Origin of the sequence: Paraburkholderia bannensis NBRC 103871 (genome assembly GCF_000685015.1) — a bacterium.
GTDB classification, from domain to species: domain Bacteria; phylum Pseudomonadota; class Gammaproteobacteria; order Burkholderiales; family Burkholderiaceae; genus Paraburkholderia; species Paraburkholderia bannensis.
Genome location: NZ_BAYA01000019.1, coordinates 116,946 through 136,740 on the forward strand (window position 1 = coordinate 116,946; position 19,795 = coordinate 136,740).

The 19,795-nt window shown below is 64.3% G+C and carries 17 protein-coding genes; 6 read left to right on the forward strand and 11 right to left on the reverse strand.

Translation table 11 applies throughout. From position 1 onward, the window contains the following. Nucleotides 1–17: 17 nt before the first annotated feature. Nucleotides 18–1,241, reverse strand: a complete 1,224-nt coding sequence (locus BBA01S_RS26570) for a BaiN/RdsA family NAD(P)/FAD-dependent oxidoreductase (protein ID WP_027819097.1) — start codon at nt 1,239–1,241, stop codon at nt 18–20. Between the two features lie 185 nt (nt 1,242–1,426). On the opposite strand from BBA01S_RS26570, the gene tsaD reads away from it, so the two are divergent. Beyond that, nucleotides 1,427–2,461, forward strand: coding sequence for a tRNA (adenosine(37)-N6)-threonylcarbamoyltransferase complex transferase subunit TsaD (gene tsaD / locus BBA01S_RS26575; protein ID WP_027819098.1), 1,035 nt, complete (start codon nt 1,427–1,429; stop codon nt 2,459–2,461). 21 nt (nt 2,462–2,482) lie between these two features. Here the strand turns inward: tsaD and BBA01S_RS26580 are convergent, their stop codons facing one another. The 5 genes from BBA01S_RS26580 to BBA01S_RS26600 all read right to left on the reverse strand — a co-directional run bounded on the left by BBA01S_RS26580 (nt 2,483) and on the right by BBA01S_RS26600 (nt 8,087). Then, on the reverse strand, nt 2,483–3,598 hold the full coding sequence (locus BBA01S_RS26580) for a porin (RefSeq protein ID WP_027819099.1): 1,116 nt from the start codon (nt 3,596–3,598) through the stop codon (nt 2,483–2,485). Between the two features lie 310 nt (nt 3,599–3,908). Further along, nucleotides 3,909–4,715, reverse strand: a complete 807-nt coding sequence (gene folE2 / locus BBA01S_RS26585) for a GTP cyclohydrolase FolE2 (RefSeq protein ID WP_027819100.1) — start codon at nt 4,713–4,715, stop codon at nt 3,909–3,911. 192 nt (nt 4,716–4,907) lie between these two features. Next, entirely contained in the window at nt 4,908–6,815 is a 1,908-nt protein-coding gene (dxs, locus tag BBA01S_RS26590) for a 1-deoxy-D-xylulose-5-phosphate synthase (protein ID WP_027819101.1), read from the reverse strand. Between the two features lie 85 nt (nt 6,816–6,900). Further along, nucleotides 6,901–7,782 carry a polyprenyl synthetase family protein gene (locus BBA01S_RS26595; protein ID WP_027819102.1) on the reverse strand — a complete coding sequence of 294 codons (882 nt, stop codon included), beginning with the start codon at nt 7,780–7,782 and terminating at the stop codon, nt 6,901–6,903. Beyond that, entirely contained in the window at nt 7,779–8,087 is a 309-nt protein-coding gene (locus BBA01S_RS26600) for an exodeoxyribonuclease VII small subunit (protein WP_027819103.1), read from the reverse strand. Before BBA01S_RS26600 ends, BBA01S_RS26595 begins: the two co-directional genes overlap by 4 nt. Nucleotides 8,088–8,439: 352 nt before the next feature. Here BBA01S_RS26600 and BBA01S_RS26605 point away from each other — a divergent pair, with 352 nt between their 5' ends. After that, the gene (locus tag BBA01S_RS26605; RefSeq protein ID WP_027819104.1) at nt 8,440–9,546 is read left to right on the forward strand and encodes an aromatic ring-hydroxylating oxygenase subunit alpha; all 1,107 of its coding nucleotides are present in this window, start codon (nt 8,440–8,442) and stop codon (nt 9,544–9,546) included. Between the two features lie 162 nt (nt 9,547–9,708). Further along, nucleotides 9,709–10,578 (forward strand): sulfurtransferase, encoded by an 870-nt coding sequence (locus BBA01S_RS26610; RefSeq protein WP_027819105.1) that lies wholly within the window; start codon nt 9,709–9,711, stop codon nt 10,576–10,578. A 30-nt stretch (nt 10,579–10,608) separates the two neighbouring features. On the opposite strand, the gene BBA01S_RS26615 is transcribed toward BBA01S_RS26610, so the two are convergent. The 3 genes from BBA01S_RS26615 to polA form a co-directional block, all read right to left on the reverse strand. Continuing rightward, complete coding sequence (locus BBA01S_RS26615; protein WP_027819106.1) at nt 10,609–11,481, reverse strand: dienelactone hydrolase family protein; 873 nt, start codon at nt 11,479–11,481, stop codon at nt 10,609–10,611. A 72-nt stretch (nt 11,482–11,553) separates the two neighbouring features. After that, on the reverse strand, nt 11,554–12,897 hold the full coding sequence (locus BBA01S_RS26620) for an NAD(P)/FAD-dependent oxidoreductase (RefSeq protein ID WP_027819107.1): 1,344 nt from the start codon (nt 12,895–12,897) through the stop codon (nt 11,554–11,556). A gap of 207 nt (nt 12,898–13,104) precedes the next feature. Beyond that, the gene (gene polA, locus BBA01S_RS26625) at nt 13,105–15,906 is read right to left on the reverse strand and encodes a DNA polymerase I (RefSeq protein WP_027819108.1); all 2,802 of its coding nucleotides are present in this window, start codon (nt 15,904–15,906) and stop codon (nt 13,105–13,107) included. Nucleotide 15,907: 1 nt separating this feature from the next. Between polA and BBA01S_RS26630 the strand changes: the two genes are divergently transcribed. Next, complete coding sequence (locus tag BBA01S_RS26630; RefSeq protein ID WP_027819109.1) at nt 15,908–16,666, forward strand: LOG family protein; 759 nt, start codon at nt 15,908–15,910, stop codon at nt 16,664–16,666. A 109-nt stretch (nt 16,667–16,775) separates the two neighbouring features. Here the strand turns inward: BBA01S_RS26630 and BBA01S_RS26635 are convergent, their stop codons facing one another. Then, nucleotides 16,776–17,678, reverse strand: coding sequence for a transcriptional regulator GcvA (locus BBA01S_RS26635; protein ID WP_027819110.1), 903 nt, complete (start codon nt 17,676–17,678; stop codon nt 16,776–16,778). Nucleotides 17,679–17,773: 95 nt separating this feature from the next. On the opposite strand from BBA01S_RS26635, the gene BBA01S_RS42915 reads away from it, so the two are divergent. Next, a complete protein-coding gene (locus BBA01S_RS42915; RefSeq protein ID WP_084162564.1) occupies nt 17,774–18,409 on the forward strand; it encodes a chromate transporter in 636 nt (211 codons plus the stop codon). Then, nucleotides 18,406–18,933, forward strand: coding sequence for a chromate transporter (locus tag BBA01S_RS26645; protein WP_027819111.1), 528 nt, complete (start codon nt 18,406–18,408; stop codon nt 18,931–18,933). Before BBA01S_RS42915 ends, BBA01S_RS26645 begins: the two co-directional genes overlap by 4 nt. Before the next feature lie 28 nt (nt 18,934–18,961). Here the strand turns inward: BBA01S_RS26645 and BBA01S_RS42920 are convergent, their stop codons facing one another. Further along, nucleotides 18,962–19,720, reverse strand: a complete 759-nt coding sequence (locus BBA01S_RS42920) for a glutamine amidotransferase (RefSeq protein WP_042297939.1) — start codon at nt 19,718–19,720, stop codon at nt 18,962–18,964. Nucleotides 19,721–19,795 lie beyond the last annotated feature (75 nt).

Below are 19,795 nucleotides of genomic sequence, written 5' to 3' on the forward strand. Positions count from 1 at the left end.
GCGGCAGACCGGGACGATCAAGCGCCGCTGTTCAGCGTGAATTCGGCCGCGGCCTCACCCGCAGCGACGCCCGACGCCCACGCCCACTGGAAGTTGTAGCCGCCGAGCCAGCCCGTCACGTCCACCGCTTCACCCACGAAATAGAGGCCCGGCACGCGCTGGCTCATCATCGTCGCCGACGACAGTTCGCGCGTATCCACGCCCCCGCGCGTGACTTCGGCCTTCTTGTAGCCTTCGGTGCCCGTTGGCGTCAGGGCCCACTGCGAAAGCCCCTCGCCGATACGGCGCAGGGTCTTGTCCGGCAGGTCGGCGAGTCGCGCATCGAGCGGCACGCCATGCGTTTCCAGCCACGCGTGCGCGAGGCGCGCGGGCACCCACTCGGCGAGCAGGTTGCCGATCTGGCGTTTCGTCGTACCTTTGGCTTCGATCAGCGCTCCAGTGGCGTCGCGATCCGGCAGCAGGTTCACGCGGATCGGCTGGCCCGGCTGCCAGTAGCTCGATATCTGCAGCACGCCCGGGCCGGACAGGCCGCGATGCGTGAACAGCAGGTCTTCGTCGAAAGCGCCGCCGGTCTTGCGTTCGCCGGTCGCGACATGGACGTCGAGCGAGACGCCCGACAGCGGTACATACGGCTCCCATTCCTGCGCCGCGAAAGTCAGCGGCACCAGTGCGGGACGCATATCGATCAGCTTGTGGCCGAACTGCTTGGCGACGCGATAGGCGAAATCCGTCGCGCCGATCTTCGGGATCGACAGGCCGCCCGTGGCGATCACGAGCGCCTTCGCGCGGATCGACCCTTGCGGCGTGCCGAGCGTGAAGCCCGCACCGTCCGCGTGCGCCACCTCGTCGACCGGCAGCGGGCGACGCCATGCAACCTTGCCGGCGTCGCATTCGGTGCGCAGGACGTCGATGATCGCCTCGCTCGACTGGTCGCAGAACAGTTGGCCCTTGTGCTTCTCGTGCCAGGTCACGCGATGCTGGCGCAGCAGCGCCATGAAATCGCGCGGCGTGTAGCGCGCGAGCGCCGAGCGGCAGAAATGCGGGTTGTTCGAGAGGTAGTTGGCAGGACTGGCGTGCAGATTCGTGAAATTGCAGCGTCCGCCGCCCGAAATGCGGATTTTTTCCGCGAGGCGCGGTGCGTGGTCGATCAGCGCAACGCGGCGGCCCTGCTGGCCCGCCACCGCCGCGCACATCATGCCGGCGGCCCCTGCGCCGATCACGGCGATGTCAAAAGATTCCATGGCGCGCATTTTACCCGTGCGCCACGCCCGGTGACCGGCTGCGTCGTTCGCGCGCCAGTCGGCTTCAACCGGCTTTCACGTGCACTGATATACTTGCAGGCTTCCCTTTCACTTTGATTTAGCGACGGTTTTTGTCCCGGCCAGCCTTGTTTTCCGGCTCAGCGGGCGCCGTTGCACGCCACACCATGCTTGTTCTCGGCATCGAAAGCTCCTGCGACGAAACTGGCCTCGCGCTCTACGACAGCGAGCGCGGACTGCTCGCGCACGCGCTGCATTCGCAGATCGCCATGCACCGCGAATACGGCGGCGTCGTGCCCGAACTGGCCTCGCGCGACCATATCCGCCGCGCGCTGCCGCTGCTCGAAGAAGTGCTCGCGAAAAGCGGCGCCGCGCGCAGCGACATCGACGCCATCGCCTTCACCCAGGGCCCCGGCCTCGCGGGCGCGCTGCTGGTGGGCGCGAGCATCGCCAATGCGCTCGCGATGGCCTGGAACCGCCCGACCGTCGGCATTCACCACCTCGAAGGCCATTTGCTCTCGCCGCTGCTCGTGGATGCGCCGCCGCCCTTCCCGTTCGTCGCGCTGCTGGTGTCGGGCGGCCACACGCAGCTCATGCGCGTAACCGACGTGGGCGTGTACGAGACGCTCGGCGAGACGCTCGATGACGCCGCTGGCGAAGCCTTCGACAAGACCGCCAAGCTGCTGGGCCTCGGCTATCCGGGCGGCCCGGAGGTTTCGCGCCTCGCCGAATTCGGCACGCCTGGCGCGATCGAGCTGCCGCGTCCGATGCTGCATTCGGGCGACCTGGATTTCAGCTTCAGCGGCCTGAAAACGGCCGTGCTCACGCATGTGAAGAAGCTCGGGCCGAATATCTGCGAACAGGGCAAGGCCGATATCGCGCGCGGTTTCGTCGATGCGGCCGTGGACGTGCTGGCCGCGAAGTCGCTGGCCGCGCTCAAGAAGACGAAGATGAAGCGCCTCGTGGTGGCGGGTGGCGTGGGCGCGAACAAGCAGTTGCGCGAGAAACTGTCGGCGGCGGCGCAAAAGCGCGGCTTCGAAGTGCACTACCCCGATCTTTCGCTGTGCACCGACAACGGCGCGATGATCGCGCTGGCCGGCGCGCTGCGTCTGCAACGCTGGCCCGACCAGGCCACGCACGATTACGCGTTCACGGTGAAGCCGCGCTGGGATCTGACGTCGCTCGCAGGCGGCGCGCAGTAACACACACCCAGGCGGCGTCGATCAGAAACGCTGCGTCAAGCCGACAGCTCCAAGCACCTGCTTCGTGCCCGGGGCCGTCACGCTGACGCCGGGCCAGCTCATCGTCGACGCGCCGTTGTTCTTGATATAGCCCGCGCGCGCATAGACGGACGTTCGCTTCGAGAAATTGTGGTCGACGCCCAGTTGCACACTCCACACGTTGTCGTGCACGCCACGCACGACGCGTTGCAGCGCGGCGATTTCGATTGAGTCCGCAGGCGTGGCCTGGATCGTGGCGCCTGCCTGCATCAGGCTGAACGCATGCACGGCCCCAAGGCTCGTTGCGAGCAGACTTGAATCGTCGTGCTTCGCGCGGTGATATCCGTAGATGAACTGAAGATTCACAATGCCGATCTGGTACGCCAGCGAGCTGTTGAAATGCTCGGTGCCCACCGTGTTGAGAATCGACGGCAAGCTCGCCAGCGTCTTCGTGCCGGGATGCTGATACTGATACGCAATTCCCGCGCTCAGGCCGTAGCCCGTCCAGGTCGCAGCGAGGTCGAGCAAATTGCCGTTCGTCTGCGGCGCGGGCTGCGTCACGCTGGACTGAAACGCGTACATGGCGAGCAACTGAAATCCCTTGAGCTTTGGCGAGCGGTACACGAGCGAATTACTCGAACGCCCGCCGCTTGCCTGCAAGCCAAGGGTATTGCGATCGACGACACTGCCGGTTGCCGAGAGCAGTGAAAGCATCTCATTGGCCTGAAACGGGTCACCCGGATAGAGCACCCAGAAAGTCGGCTGGTATTGGCGCCCCAGCGAGAACGTGCCGTACCGGTCGTGCGTGAGACCCACCCACGACTGGCGGTAGAACATCGCGCCCGTATCGCTGAAGCCGGTGCCGTTGTTGATATTGAAGCCGCTTTCCAGCGTAAATACAGCCTTCAGGCCGCCGCCCAGATCCTCCACGCCCTTCATGCCGATACGCGAGGGCACGCCGCCGCCACTGCGCTGCGACCAGGACGATTTGCCGCCGTTACTGAGGAACTGAACGAAAGCGTCCGCGACGCCGTACAGGGTGACGCTCGATTGCGCCTGGGCACCGCCTGCCGCAAGTATTAGCACCGCAGCGCCGATGATCTTTCTGCAAAGATGCATGGTGTCTCCTTCGCCATTTGCCTGTTTGTCGACCGACCTGTCATGACGTGGCATTGCCGTGGAGTTATAGCGGCGAAGGCTGGCACCGGCATTGTCAAATCGCAAACATTCGGATGACGAAGTAAATTCTCCGGATTGGCATCCAATCCAGGCATTGCACTAATTCAGAGAATTGTCGGACACCGCTGCGCGTCCATAAGAAGGCTCGGCGCAGGCAGAAAACGGCAGAAACGAAAACGGCAGCTTGCCGCGAAGCAAGCTGCCGTTGCAGATCGACTCGTATCGAATCGATCAGTGCAAGCGTTAAGAGTTAGCTCGCACGCTTGTCATGCTCGATCACCGCATACGCGCTGTGATTGTGGATCGACTCGAAGTTTTCGGCTTCAAGCGTGTACGCGATCACGCGCGCATCGGCGTTCAGGCGCACAGCCACGTCGCGCACGAGGTCTTCCACGAACTTCGGGTTCTCGTAGGCGCGCTCCGTCACGTACTTTTCGTCCGGACGCTTGAGCAGTCCCCACAGTTCGCACGACGCTTCCTGCTCGGCGATCACGATGAGTTCTTCCACCGGCAGGTCGCCCTGGAACTCAACGTCCATCGTCACGTGCGAGCGCTGGTTGTGCGCGCCGTACTGCGAAATCTTCTTCGAGCACGGGCACAGGCTCGTCACCGGCACCAGCACCTTGAGGAACAGTCGCGTGACGCCGTCGCGCGTGTCGCCCGTGAGCGTGACCTCGTAGTCCAGCAGGCTTTCCACGCCCGACACCGGCGCGACCTTCTTCACGAAGTACGGGAACGACACTTCGATGCGGCCCGCCTGCGATTCGAGCTTCACCAGCATCGCGTCCAGCATCGCCCGGAACGTCGCCGGTTCGAGCGGCGTCTTGTTCTCTTCGAGCAGCGCCACGAAGCGCGACATGTGCGTGCCCTTCTGGTCTGCGGGCAGATGAACGTCGAGATTCCAGGTGCCGACGCTCGGCTGGACGTCGCCCGCGCCCGTCTTCACCGTGAGTGGATGGCGCACGCCTTTCACGCCCACACGCTGGATCGGAATTTGACGGGTGTCGACGGAGCTCTGGACGTCCGGCATCACGAAAGCCGGGTTCATCTGATTCATGTTCTTATCCTCAAGTCGCGCCGAACATGGCGCGCAAATGGCAAGCGCCGGCATGTGCCGGCGCTCGCTGGCGGAACAGGGGGTGAACCCTTTCCGACGGTTCAAGGTGTGTGAGCGGCTGCGCTGCCTTATGTCTCCAATGGAGACACTCACAGCAGGCGCAGCTCAGGCTGCCCGGTTACTGCGTGCGCCTTAAGCGACGCGCATCACCGACTTGCCCGACGCGTTCGCCGCGCCATCGAGGAAGCGCTCGCGAATCGACTTCGCGATGCCTGCCGCGTCGAGGCCGACGCCCGCGAGCAGCTTCGCCGGATCGCCGTGATCGATGAAGGTGTCGGGAAGGCCCAATTGTAGTACGGGCTTGATAACCCCACTTTCAAGCAGGGATTCCACGCAGGCCGAACCCGCGCCGCCCATGATGCAGCCTTCTTCGACGGTCACGAGGTAATCGTGCGTCTCGGCGAGCTGCTTGATGAGTTCCGCGTCGACCGGCTTCACGAAGCGCATGTTCGCCACGGTGGCGTCCAGCTCTTCCGCAGCAGCCAGCGACGGCGCAACCATCGTGCCGAACGCGAGGATCGCCACACGCTTGCCAGCCGGTGCGTTGCTTTCGCGGCGCACTTCGCCCTTGCCCACCGGCAGCGCGGCCATCTGCTTGACGGTCGCCACGCCCGTGCCCGCACCGCGCGGGTAACGCACGGCCGTCGGGCAGTCCTGCTGGAGCGCCGTGTAGAGCATCTGACGGCATTCGTTTTCGTCCGACGCCGCCATGACCATCATCTTCGGGATGCAGCGCATGAAGGCGAGATCGTACGCGCCTGCGTGCGTTGCACCGTCCGCGCCGACGAGGCCCGCGCGATCGATTGCGAACACAACCGGCAGGTTCTGCAGCGCCACGTCGTGGATCAGCTGGTCATACGCGCGTTGCAGGAAGGTCGAGTAAATCGCGACCACCGGCTTCATGCCTTCGGCTGCGAGACCGCCCGCGAACGTCACCGCGTGCTGCTCGGCGATACCGACGTCGAAGTAGCGATCCGGGAAACGCTTCTCGAATTCGACCATGCCCGAACCTTCGCGCATTGCCGGCGTGATGCCGACCACGCGCGAGTCGAGTTCCGCCGCGTCGCACAGCCATTCGCCGAACACTTGCGTGTAGGTCTTCTTGCTGGGCGCCGTCGACGGCTTGATGCCTTCGGCCGGGTTGAACTTGCCGGGGCCGTGGTACAGAACCGGGTCGGCTTCGGCGAGCTTGTAGCCCTGGCCTTTCTTCGTCACCACGTGCAGGAATTGCGGGCCGCGCAGTTCCTTGATGTTTTGCAGCGTGGGGATCAGCGAATCGAGGTCATGACCGTCGATCGGGCCGATATAGTTGAAGCCGAATTCCTCGAACAGCGTGGCCGGCACGATCATGCCCTTCGCGTGCTCTTCGAGCTTGCGGGCGAGATCGAGCACCGGCGGCGCATGGCGCAGCACGCGTTCCACGCCCGCACGAGCGGCAGCGTAGAAGCGGCCCGACATCAGGCGCGCGAGGTGGCGGTTCAGGGCGCCGACCGGCGGCGAGATCGACATGTCGTTGTCGTTGAGGATCACGAGCAGCGGCACGTCGTCTTCGACGCCACCGTTGTTCAGCGCCTCGAAGGCCATGCCGGCGGTCATCGCGCCGTCGCCGATCACAGCGATGCCCATGGCGTTGTCGCCCTTGAGCTTGCTCGCGACGGCCATGCCGAGCGCCGCCGAAATCGACGTGCTTGAGTGCGCGGTGCCGAACGTGTCGTATTCCGACTCGTCACGCTTCGGGAAACCCGAAATGCCGCCGAGCTGGCGCAGCGTGGACATCTGGTCGCGGCGGCCCGTCAGGATCTTGTGGGGATAGGTCTGATGGCCCACGTCCCAGACGATACGGTCGCGCGGCGTGTCGAACACATAGTGCAGCGCGATCGTCAGTTCGACCGTGCCGAGGTTGGACGACAGGTGGCCGCCCGTCTGCGACACGCTGTCGAGAACGAAGGCACGCAGTTCGTCGGCAAGCGGTTGCAACTGGCGGCGATCGAGGCGGCGCAAATCCGCCGGGTCGTCAATGGTTTTCAGCAAGTCGTACATCGTCGTTCCATTGTAGGAAATCGGGCGCTCCCGCACTTCTGTCGCGCATTACTTCCCGTTCATGCGCGCGGGCGGGTTGGCGCAATCAGCTGACCCGGTTCACGACCAGGTCAGCGAGTTCGGCGAGGCGCTGGGCGCGCGCACCGAACGGTTCGAGTGCCGCGTGTGCATCGGCGCGCAGCTGCTGCGCGAGGGCACGCGAGGCATCCAGACCGATGATCGACACGTAGGTCGGCTTGCCGTCCTTCGCGTCCTTGCCAGCGGTCTTGCCCAGAGTCGCCGAGTCGGCGGTCACGTCGAGAATATCGTCCACTACCTGGAAGGCCAGGCCCACGGCCGCGGAGTACTTGTCCAGCGCGGCGAGGGTTTCAGCGGAGGGCGTGTCGCCCGCCACCGCGCCCATGCGGACTGCGGCGCGCAGCAGCGCGCCGGTCTTCAGGCGGTGCATCGTTTCGAGCTGCTCGCGCGTGAGCGAATGGCCCACGCTCGCGAGGTCGATCGCCTGGCCGCCAGCCATGCCGATCGAGCCGCTGGCCAGCGCGAGTTCGCGCACCAGCGCAGCCTGGCGCTGTGCATCCAGCACGTCCGACGTCAGCGCGACGAACGCCTGCGATTGCAGTGCGTCACCTACCAGCAGCGCCGTCGGTTCGTCATATTTGACGTGTACCGTCGGTTTGCCGCGGCGCATGTCGTCGTCGTCCATGCACGGCATGTCGTCGTGCACCAGCGAGTAGACGTGGATCATCTCCAGCGCGCAAGCGGCGGCGTCGAGCGCCTCCGGCGTGGCGTTCGAGAGTTCGCCTGCGGCGTGGCACAGGAGCGGGCGCACGCGCTTGCCGCCGCCCAGCACGGCATAACGCATGGCGTCATGCAGCGGAGCGGGCTGCACGTCGGCAGCCGGCAAATAGTGATCAAGCGCGCTCTCGACCCGATCGAGCACCGTCCGGGTCCATTGGTCAAAATTCATAGATCGTCGTCTCCGCCCGTTGCGGATGTCGTATTGAGGGGCACGGGCCGAAGCGTCTCGCCGTCGAGCACGCGCACCTGTTGTTCAACCTTTTCGAGCTGCTGCTGGCAGAACTTCACCAGCACCGCGCCGCGGCGGTACGCGCCCAGCGATTCCTCGAGGCTCAGACTGCCGCCTTCCATGCGCGCCACCAGCGCGTCGAGTTCCGCCAGAGCGGCTTCGTAGCTCTCGGGCAGGGCCTCGGCGGCTGCCTGAGACGCCGCTGCGCCGAGCGCTCCACTGTCTTTCGATGCGGATTTCGCCATCTGGGGTCGCCAAAATGAAACAAGGCGGACATTCTACGGCAAAAGCACCCCGGCCGCCCCGCTCGCCGGCTCGTGTGCCCGCTCGACCACATTACCGCGGGTTGCCCAAATCAGTTCCAGAAGGCTATTTTCACGGCGTTTTATGCGCGGTTGGCACCGCGTTCCTGCCGCCTTCCCGTCCGATACTGCCCGCAGTGCCACCTGGATTCTGACTGATTTTCGATGCAATTCCGGCAAAAATCAGCCACTTAGCTACCCTTTTAAGGGTAAACCGGATATACTAGCCGGCTCCCTAAATCGAATCTTCGATGGTTGGGTTGTTCACTGCTTTCACGTCTAATCGGGAGTGGGAATGTCCAATCTGAGCAATGCATTGCAGCTGAAGTCCATTCACAGTCAGCTGCCAGTCACGGCTTACTTTGACGAAGCGCTTCTGAAGCGCGAAATCGACACGCTTTTCCAGAAAGGTCCTCGCTACGTCGGGCACGAATTGATGGTGCCTGAAGCGGGGAATTATTTTGCGCTGCCCGGCGAGAAAGAGGGTCGCGTACTCGTTCGCAACAAGAGCAACGAGATCGAGCTCCTCTCCAACGTTTGCCGCCACCGTCAGGCCATCATGCTAAACGGTCGCGGCACGGCAGACAACATTGTATGTCCGCTGCATCGCTGGACGTACGACCTCAAGGGCGAACTGCTCGGCGCGCCGCACTTCGCGGACAAGCCCTGCCTGAACCTGAACAGCACCCCGCTGCAAAAGTGGAACGGCCTGCTGTTCGAGTCGGCCGGGCGCGATGTCGCGCGCGATCTCGCACGCCTGGGGCCGGCCAGACACCTCGACTTTACGGACTATATGTTCGATCACGTCGAGGTTCACGAGTGCAACTACAACTGGAAGACCTTCATCGAGGTCTATCTGGAGGACTACCACGTCGTCCCGTTCCATCCGGGGCTGGGCCAGTTCGTCTCGTGCGACGACCTGAAGTGGGAGTTCGGCGAGTGGTACAGCGTGCAGACGGTCGGCGTGCACAGCCAGCTCGGCAAGCCGGGCAGCCCGACGTACCGCAAGTGGCACGACGAAGTCCTGCGCTTCCGTAACGGCGAGCCGCCCGAGTTCGGCGCGATCTGGATGGTCTACTACCCCGGCCTGATGATCGAGTGGTATCCGCACGTGCTCATCTGCTCGTGGCTGATTCCGAACGGCACGCAGAAGACGACGAACATCGTCGAGTTCTATTACCCCGAGGAAATCGTGCTGTTCGAGCGCGAGTTCGTCGAGGCCGAGCGCGCCGCCTATATGGAAACGGCCGTCGAGGACGACGAGATCGCCGAGCGCATGGACGCGGGCCGCCGCGCACTGTTCGAGCGCGGCGTGTCGGAAGTCGGCCCGTACCAGAGCCCGATGGAAGACGGCATGCAGCACTTCCACGAGTTCCTGCGCCGCGAGCTGGGCGAAATCTGACGTCCACGGCCTCCAGGGCCACTGGATCGCTTCACGGAAAGACGGGCTTCGGCCCGTCTTTTTGTTTAGACTGACGGCATCGGGCCGGCACATCACCAGCACGCGCAACTCCTGCAGTCGCACGCTGGGCCGGCCACGCACGATCCAGGCAAAGGAGCCGTCATGCCCCACACGCACTACACCACGTTGATCTCGGCCGCCAACCTGCACGAGCGCATGACCGCTGCGCCGGGCAGCGTGCTGGTCGTCGATTGCCGCTTCGATCTGCTCGATCCCGCAGCGGGCGAAGCCGCCTACGCCGCCGGCCACCTGCCGGGCGCGCGCTACCTCCACCTCGACCGCGACCTTTCCGGGCCCAAGACCGGCAAGAACGGCCGCCATCCGCTGCCCGATCGCGCCTCGCTCGTCGCCACGCTGGCCGACTGGGGCTTGAACGAAGGCCAGCAAGTGGTCGCCTATGATGCCCAGGGCGGCTCGTACGCCGCGCGCCTGTGGTGGCTGCTGCGCTGGCTAGGCCACGATTCGGTCGCCGTGCTCGACGGTGGACTGCAGGCCTGGGAAGCAGCGGGTTATCCGCTCTCGAAGGACGTGCCGGCTGCGACGCAAGGCACCTTCAGGGCCGCGGCGCCGTTGCAGGTGACCATCGACGTCGCCGCCGTGGTGCGCAATCTGGCTACGCATGAACTGACCGTCGTCGATGCGCGCGCCAACGACCGCTATCGCGGCGAGAACGAAACGATCGATCCGGTCGGCGGCCATATCCCCGGCGCGAAGAATCGCTTCTTCAAGGACAACCTCACCGCCGATGGCCGCTTCAAGTCGGCGCATACGTTGCGCGAAGAGTTCACCGCGCTGCTGCCGGGCGTCACGCCCGAGCATGTGGTGCTGCAATGCGGCTCGGGTGTGACGGCATGTCACAACGCGCTTGCGATGGAGATTGCGGGCATGCACGGCGCGGCGCTCTACGGCGGTTCGTGGAGCGAGTGGGTCGCAGATCCGTCGCGGCCAGTGGCGACGGGCCCGAATCCCTGAGCACGCTATCGGCATCGCGCGGCGTCGGCCTCACCCGACGCCATGCTCCTTGAACCACGCCGTCGCGCGCTTCCACCCGTCTTCGGCATCGGCCTTGCGGTAGCTCGGCCGATAGTCGGCGAAGAACGCATGGCCCGCATCGTCGTACACGACGATCTGCGAGCCGCGCCCGCCCTGCGGCCCCTGTGCGATAGCCGCCTTCATCTGCTCTAACGTATCCTGCGGAATGCTCGTGTCCTGCCGTCCATAAAGACCGAGCACCGGCACCTGCAACGTGCCCGCGAGATCGAGCGGATTCTGCGGCGTGTTCGCCGTGTGGTCGCCCACCACGCGCCCGTACCACGCCACCGCCGCCTTCACGCGCGGATTGTGCTCCGCGTAGAGCCACGTATAGCGCCCGCCCCAGCAAAAGCCATTGATGCCCACGCGCTTCACGTCGCCGCCGTGCTCGCCCGCCCAGCCGATGGCCGCGTCGATGTCGCCCATCACCTGCGCATCCGGCACCTTGCTCGCGATGTTCTGCGTGATCTGCTGGATCGTCGGATACACGGACGCATCGCCTTCGCGCACGAAAAAGTCCGGCGCAATGGCCAGGTAACCGAGCTTCGCAAAGCGCCTGCACACATCGGCGATATGCTCGTGCACGCCAAAAATCTCATGAATCACGATGATGATCGGCAGATGCGTCTTGCCGCGCGGTTGCGCGCGATAGGCGGGCACGAGCGTGCCGTTCGATTCAAAGCCGACCTCACCGGCCTCCAGTCCTTCGGCATCCGTATGAATCGTCTGGGCGGAAACCGGCAGCACGGCGGCGGCAAAACCGCTGCCGAGCGCGGCCTTGAGGAAGGTGCGCCGATCGAACGGCACATGCGGGACGAGGCTATCGATTTCAGGCTTGAGCATGCAGTGCTCCTTGCGTAAAAACAGCGCCATCAAAAAGACAATGCGCCCTGGGGCGCATTGTGGATTCAGCGATTAGTGCAGCTTGACGCGCGGCAATGTCGTGCGCCGCAGCCAGTGCGCAACGGTGTCGAGCACCATGCGCGCATAGCCATGCAGCGCCGCGATATGCAGCCGGTACAGCGACATATACATGAAGCGCGCGAACAGGCCCTCGATCAGCATGCTGCCGCCGATCAGCCCGCCCATCAGGTTGCCGACCGCGCTGAAGTGCCCCAGCGACACCAGCGAGCCGAAGTCGCGATAGGTAAATTCAGGCAGTGGACGGCCATCGAGCAGGTTGCCCATCGACTTGAACAGGAACGATGCCTGCTGGTGCGCGGCCTGGGCACGCGGCGGCACGTTGCGTTCGGTGCCGGGCCACACGCAGGCAGCACAGTCGCCGAGCGCGAAGACGCTATCGTCGATTTCCGTTTGCAGCGTGCGGCGCACGACCAGTTGGCCGAGCTTGTTCACGGGCAGGCCGTCGAGTTGCGAAAGCACCGCCGGCGCCTTGATGCCCGCCGCCCACACCGTGAGGTCGGCGCGAATCGCCTTGCCGCTCGCCGTGCGCACGACGCCAGGCGCAACATCCGTCACGCGTTCGCCAGTCAGAATGCGCACGCCGAGCTTCGCCAGCAATTCGGCCGTTGCGGTGGAAACGCGCTCGGGCAACGCGGGCAGAATGCGCGGCCCCGATTCGATCAGCGCAATGCCCACGTCATGACTCGGATCGAGCTTGTGCAGACCATACGCCGAAAGCACCTGCGCGGTATTGCGCAACTCGGCGGACAGCTCCACTCCCGTTGCGCCCGCGCCGACGATGGCCACCTGCACGCGCGGCTCTTCCTTGCCTTCGTGGTCGCGCGTGATGACGGGATCGGTCTGATGCTCGGCGCGCATGCACGCTGCAATCAGACGCTTGCGGAAACGCTCGGCCTGCTCGACCGTATCGAGCGCGATGGAGTTTTCCGCCGCGCCCGGCACGCCGAAAAAGTGCGTCGTGCTGCCGATGGCCAGCACGAGCGTGTCGTATTCGAGTTCGCGCACCGGCAGCATCGCCGCGCCGTCTTCGTCCTGCACGGCGCCAAGCGTGATTCGTTTCGCAGTGCGATCGAGTTCGACCAGTTCGCCCTGCTGGAATTCGAAGCCATGCCAGCGCGCCTGCGCTGCATATTCGAGTTCCTGAGTGAACGGGTCCATGCTGCCCGCCGCGACTTCGTGCAGCAGCGGTTTCCAGATGTGCGTCGGATTGCGGTCGACCAGCGTGACCGTCGCGCGCGGCTGCCGGCCACGGCCCGGCTTGCCATAGCGGTCGCCCAGCCGTGTGGCCAGTTCCAGCCCGCCTGCGCCCCCACCTACAACGATAAAGCGATGCATAGTTTCTCCGTGCATGTCGATGGGCGTTAGAACGTCCGACGCTCGCGCGCGCATGAAGCGGCGCTGCGGCGTCGGCCTTCGGTTCATTGTCGGCTGACGGAGTACGCGACAGCAAGACGCAGCGGGCGCATTGAGATAATGTGTCGCACCCGCTTGTGCATTGCCACGCGTACGGCTATGACATCGTGACCACGCGCTGACGCGCGATCAATGCGCCTCTTCCCAGTTCGCGCCGACGCCGACTTCGGCGACCAGCGGCACCTTGAGCTTCGCGACCGAGCACATCAGTTCCGGCAGGCACTTGCGGACTTCGGACAGCTCCGCGTCCGGCACTTCGAGCACCAGTTCATCGTGCACCTGCATGATCATCTTCGTGCCGATCTTGCGTTCGTCGAGCCACTTCTGCACGGCGATCATCGACAGCTTGATGAGATCGGCAGCCGTGCCTTGCATCGGCGCGTTGATCGCGGCGCGCTCGGCGGCCTGGCGGCGCGGGCCATTGCCGCCGTTGATCTCGGGCAGCCACAGGCGGCGGCCGAACACGGTCTCGACATAGCCGCGCGACTTCGCGTCCATGCGCGTCTCGTCCATGTAGCGCGCGACGCCTGGATAGCGCGCGAAATAGCGGTCGATGTAGAGCTTCGCTGCATCGCGCGTGATGCCGAGATTCGACGCCAGCCCGAACGCGCTCATGCCGTAAATCAGGCCGAAATTAATGACCTTGGCGATGCGGCGTTGATCGTTGCTCACTTCCAGCGGCGTCACGCCGAACACTTCGGCGGCCGTCGCGCGGTGAATATCGTCGCCGCGCGCGAACGCCGCCAGCAGCGATTCGTCGCCCGAGATATGCGCCATGATGCGCAGCTCGATCTGCGAATAATCGGCGGACACGATCTTGCAGCCCGGCGACGCGATGAATGCTTCGCGAATGCGCCGGCCTTCGCCCGTACGCACCGGAATGTTCTGCAAATTCGGATCATTCGAAGCAAGACGGCCCGTGACCGCCACGGCCTGCGCGTAATTCGTATGCACGCGGCCCGTCTGCGCATTGACCATGCGCGGCAGCTTGTCGGTGTAGGTCGACTTGAGCTTCGAGAGGCCGCGATGTTCGAGCAGCAGCTTCGGTAGCGGGTAATCTTCCGCCAGCTTCTGCAGCACTTCCTCGTCGGTGGACGGCGCGCCGCTCGGCGTTTTCTTCACGACGGGCAGTTGCAGCTTCTCGAAGAAAATCTGGCCAATCTGCTTCGGCGAGCCGAGATTGAACTCGCCTTCCGCCAGCACATAAGCCTCTTTTTCAAGCTCGACGAGACGCACGGCGATTTCGGCGCTCTGCTTTTCAAGGCGCGCCGTGTCGATCAGCACGCCGTTGCGTTCCATCTTGCGCAGCACGCGCGCCGTGGGCAGCTCGATGTTGCGATAGACGTATTCCAGGCCCTTTTCCGGCTCGATCTGCGGATACAGCGCGAGGTGCAGTTGCAGCGTGACGTCGGCGTCTTCAGCCGCGTATTCAGCGGCCTTTTCCAGCGAGACTTCATCGAACCCGATCTGCTGGGCGCCCTTGCCCGCCACTTCTTCGTACTTGATCGTCTTGATGCCGAGATGGCGCAGCGCGAGGCTGTCCATGTCGTGCGTGCGATGCGATTCGAGCACATACGATTCGAGCAGCGTGTCGTGTTCGACGCCGTTCAGCTCGATGTCGTAATTCGCGAGCACCTGCTCGTCGTACTTCATGTGCTGACCGACTTTCTGGTGCTGCGTGCTTTCGAGCCACGGTTTCAGACGCGCGAGCACCTCATCGATCGGCAATTGATCCGGCATGTCCGGCCCGCGATGCGCGAGCGGCAGATAGGCGGCGCTGCCCGGCTCCGTCGAAAACGACATGCCGACGAGCTTTGCCTGCATCGGATCGAGCGCCGTGGTTTCGGTATCGAACGCGGTGAGCTTCGCGGCTTCGATCTTCTTCAACCAGGCGTCGAACTGCTCCCACGTCTGGATTGTTTCGTAGTTTCGCGGCGCGTCGACGAACAGCGCGGGCTGCACGTTCGCGTCTTTCTCGGGCGCGTTGCCGCTGGTCGCCGCTGCTACCGTCTCGCTCTGTACACCGGCCTCGTTGATTTCACGCAGCCAGGTCTTGAAGCCATGACGCGCGAAGATATCGCGCATTTCCTCGCGCGCTTCGGGGCGGGTGGCGAGCGAGGTTTCGATCGACTCCAGATGCGGTGCGAGATCGCACGCCGTTTCCACCGTGACGAGCTTGCGCGCCATCGGCAGGAAGTCGAGCGCATCGCGCAGGTAGCCGCCCACGGCGCCCTTGATTTCGTCGGCGTGCTCCACGATGCCGTCGAGCGAGCCGTATTGCGTGAGCCACTTCACCGCCGTCTTGGGGCCGCACTTGTTCACGCCCGGCACGTTGTCGACGGTGTCGCCAATCAGCGAGAGATAGTCGACGATGCGCTCCGGCGGCACGCCGAACTTCGCGATCACGCCTTCTCGATCGAGCAACTCGTTCGTCATCGTGTTGATGAGCGTGACGTGGTCCGTCACGAGCTGCGCGAGGTCTTTATCGCCCGTGGAAACGATCACCTTCATGCCGAGCTTTTCAGCCTGGGCGGCGAGCGTGCCGATCACATCGTCGGCTTCCACGCCTTCGACCATCAGCAGCGGCCAGCCCAGCGCGCGCACCGCTGCGTGGATCGGCTCGATCTGTGCAGCAAGCGGCTCCGGCATGGAAGGCCTGTTGGCCTTATAGTCGGGATACCAGTCATCACGAAACGTCTTGCCCTTGGCATCGAACACGCACGCGCTATACTCTGCCGTAACGTCCTTGCGCATACGACGCAGCATGTTGATGATGCCGTACAGTGCACCTGTGGGTTCGCCGTCGGGACCACGCAGGTCCGGCATAGCATGGAAGGCCCGATAGAGATAGCTAGAACCGTCGACCAGCAACAAGGTCTTACCTTCCAGCTCATTTTGTAGCTTCGTTTCCACGCGTAGTTCTTCAGGCATTATGGACAAGAGAAAAGTGATTCCGAGTCTGCGTTCACTCGCAGATCAAGAGCGCGCAACGGCCAAAAAGGCGCGCGCATCGTGGCAGATGTTCACGATTATGGCAGAGTTTATCGAGGCGACCGAATACCTGTCCGAGATCCGGCCAGCGGTCAGCATCTATGGCTCGGCCCGCCTGAAACCGGACTCAAAGTACTACCAGCTGGCCTCCACGATCGCGCGAAAAGTCTCGGACGCGGGCTTCGCGGTGATCTCCGGCGGCGGCCCCGGCATCATGGAAGCCGCGAACCAGGGCGCGCACGCGGGCAAGTCGCCTTCGGTGGGTCTGAACATCGAATTGCCGCACGAGCAGTCGGGCAATCAGTGGCAGGACATCTCGCTGCGGTTCCGCCATTTCTTCACGCGTAAAGTCACGTTCGTGAAGAACTCGGACGCGGTGATCGTCATGCCGGGCGGCTTCGGCACGCTCGACGAACTGGCCGAAGTCCTCACGCTGATCCAGACGAAGAAATCGCGCCACGTGCCAATCATTCTCGTGGGCGCGGAGTTCTGGGAAGGACTGCTGGGCTGGTTCCGCTCGGCGCTCGTGCCGATGGGTCTCATCAATCCGGAAGACATGGACTTGATGCAGGTGATCGACGACCCCGACCAGGTGCTCGAAGCGGTGCTGAAGTTCTACGAGGACAGCGGCGAGGAAGTCGACGACCAGGAACATCCCGCCCGTCCGGATTCGGACGAAGACCGCATGTTCTACCTCTGATGCATGCGTCTTGATGCACGGCGGCGCGGGTTTCGGCCCGCGTTTCATCGCCTGGCCTGACGCTGTCTGCGGCGCGCGTTCTGCGCGCCGCCTGCCTTTCCTCACGCTTTCAGGCGCGAAGATTGCGCACTGCTCCTCCTTTGCTTTCTTCCTCCAGCCAGCGGCAAAACTGCGCGACGATCGGCGTATCGGCCACCTCACGTCGCGCCACCCACCAATAGCCACGCGCATCGAGATGCGGCCCCGCGAGCGGCGCAACGAGACGCCCTGACGCCAGCTCATCGTCCAGCAGCGGTAACGGCCCGAGCGCGACGCCCAGACCATCCACCGCCGCCTGCAAGGCCAGATAGAAATGGTCGAACGACTGTTTCTTGCGGCACTTCGCCGTCACGCCCGCAGCGGCAAGCCAGGTGCGCCACGCGTCGGGACGCGTATCGGAATGCAGCAGCACATGGCGCGCGAGATCGTTGGCGCTCTGGATCGGCACGCGTTTGAGCAGCGCCGGGCTGCACACGGGCAGCTCCGTTTCGCCGAGAAAGTGCCCGCTCGCGCAATCGGGCCAATGCGAAGGGCCGCGCCGCACGGCGACATCGAAGGCGTCGAGCGTTTCGACCGGCGCATTCGAGGTCGCCAGCCGCAGTTCGACATTGGGATTGAGGCGCTGGAATTGCGACAGGCGCGGCAGCAGCCACTTCATCGCGAAGGTCGGCAACGCATTCACGCGCAGGACGTGAACCACACCGGTATCGCGCAACTGTTCGGTCGCGCGCGCAATATTGTCGAAAGCCGACTGCACCGCATCGAGGTAACGCCGTCCGTCCTCGGTCAGCGCGACACGTTTGCCATGCCGATGGAACACCTGCACGCCCACCCATGCCTCCAGCGCGGCAACCTGCCGGCTGATTGCACCGTGAGTCACATGGAGCTCCGCCGCGGCGGCAGTGAAGCTGTTATGCCGTGCGGCGGCTTCGAACGCGCGCAGCGCGGGAAACGGAGGGAGGGAACGTGCCATGCTTGTGATTCTAAGTCACAAAGGAACGGCGGAAAAATCGTTTTGCCGCCGGGCGATTCGGCGCTACGCTCCCAGCTTGTCTCAGAGGCCCCAGCATGGAACACACTCCCGCCCCACACGCCGAACCACATCCTGGCTCACATCCCGATTCCTATAGCGAAGCCCACGCTCACGACGCGCTCGTGACGCCCAGCGTCAAGGACTTGTTCCTCGGCTTTCTTGGTCTGGGTTTCACGTCGTTTGGCGGCGCGCTGCCGCTCGCGCGACGCACCATCGTCGAGCAACGTCGCTGGCTTTCGGGCGCCGAATTCACCGATCTGCTCGGCCTGTGCCAGTTCCTGCCCGGCGGCAACGTCATCAATTTGTCGGTCGCGCTCGGCATGCGCTTTCAAGGCTGGCGCGGCGCGCTCGCCGGGCTGCTCGGGCTGATTGCCGGGCCGTCGCTGGTGGTGATCGGGCTGGGCGTGCTTTACGAGCGCACGCAGAACGATCCGCATGTACGGCATCTGTTCGTGGGCCTGGCTGCTGCTGCGGCGGGTTTGCTGATATCGATGGCCATAAAGATCATCCTGCCGTTGCGCCGCGATCCGGCCGCTGCCGTGATCGCCGCGCTCGGCTTCGTCGCCATCGCGCTGCTGCGCGTGCCGCTCCTGCCGACCATGCTCGTGCTCACGCCCATCGGCATTGTCGTGGCCGCGCGTGCCGCGCGCCGTTCAGGAGCCGCGCAATGAATGCCACACTGATCGCGCTCGCCACGATTTTCAGCCAGCTCTCGCTGCTCGCATTTGGCGGCGGCAATACCATCCTGCCGGAAATGCAGCGCCAGGTCGTGGAGGTGCATCACTGGATGCCCGCGAGCGAGTTCAGCGCGCTCTTCGCGCTCGCGCAGGCCGCGCCCGGGCCGAACATGATGATCGTGACGCTGGTGGGCTGGCACGTGGCCGGCTGGGCGGGGATGCTGGTAACGTCGGTGGCGAAGTTCGGGCCGTCGTCGCTCGTGACGATCGCGGCGCTGCACGCGTGGGATCGCTTCAAGGATAGGCCCTGGCGAGGCATCGCCCAGCGCGGGCTCGTACCGGTGACGGCGGGCCTCGTGGCCGCGAGCGCGGTGCTGATCGCGAAAGCCTCCGATCCTTCGTGGATCGCGTGGGCCATCACCGGCGTGTGCGCGGTGCTGGCGTTCCGCACGAAGATTCACCCGCTCTGGCTGCTTGCGGCGGGGAGTTTGATCGGGTTGACGGGGTTCGGGCAGTAGGTCGGCCAGGCTGGCCTGTCAATCCCGTTTAAGCGGCTTCGCCCGCGAGGCTTTTGCCTTTGCTTTCGTGAGCTTCGACGATGGCTGCGAATCGAGGCAGAAGACGCGCGGCATCGGACGTTTCTTTCACGCCGGCGCTCAACGCGTCGGCGTCGTAGCCTTTGTCGCGCGCTTCGACCGGCATTTCGTGGATGTAAGCGCGCATGGCGTGCGCCGAAAACTCCGGATGGAACTGCACGCCCCATGCCGCACGCCCGATGCGGAATGCCTGGCACGCTTCGCCTTCGCTGCCCGCGAGCAGCAACGCACCGTCCGGCAGGCGCGAAACCGACTGGCGATGCACCAGTTGCGCATCGAAGCGCGCCGGCATGGCGTCGAACAACGGATCGCCTTCTGCGTTCGCGTTCAACGTGACCGTGTGGGTGCCGATCTCGAACTCATGATTCGTTCGATCCGATACCACGCCGCCAAGCGCATGCGCGAGCAACTGATGGCCGTAGCAGATGCCGAGTACCGGCACGTCCGCCTCGACGCACTTTGTCAGCCATTGCGCCAGGCGCTCGCTCCAAGGCTCGCGATCGCTCACCATCGAATGCGATCCGCTCAGCACGACCCCGGCAATTTCAGAAGGATTGGGCAAGACCCCGGCGGTTTGTGCGTCGAGCAGCCGATGGGGCACGTCTTCGCCCAGACCTCTGGCGATCCACGCCCCAAAGTCGCCTTGGGATTCGGCGATCTGCGGAAAGGTGCTTCCGGTTGCAACAATGAGAACGGGCCTGGAAATCATGCGTGAATCGGATCGTTTGAGCGTTAAACCAAAAGGCGCCGCTCGATACGGATAACGAGCGACGCCTGGCGAGCT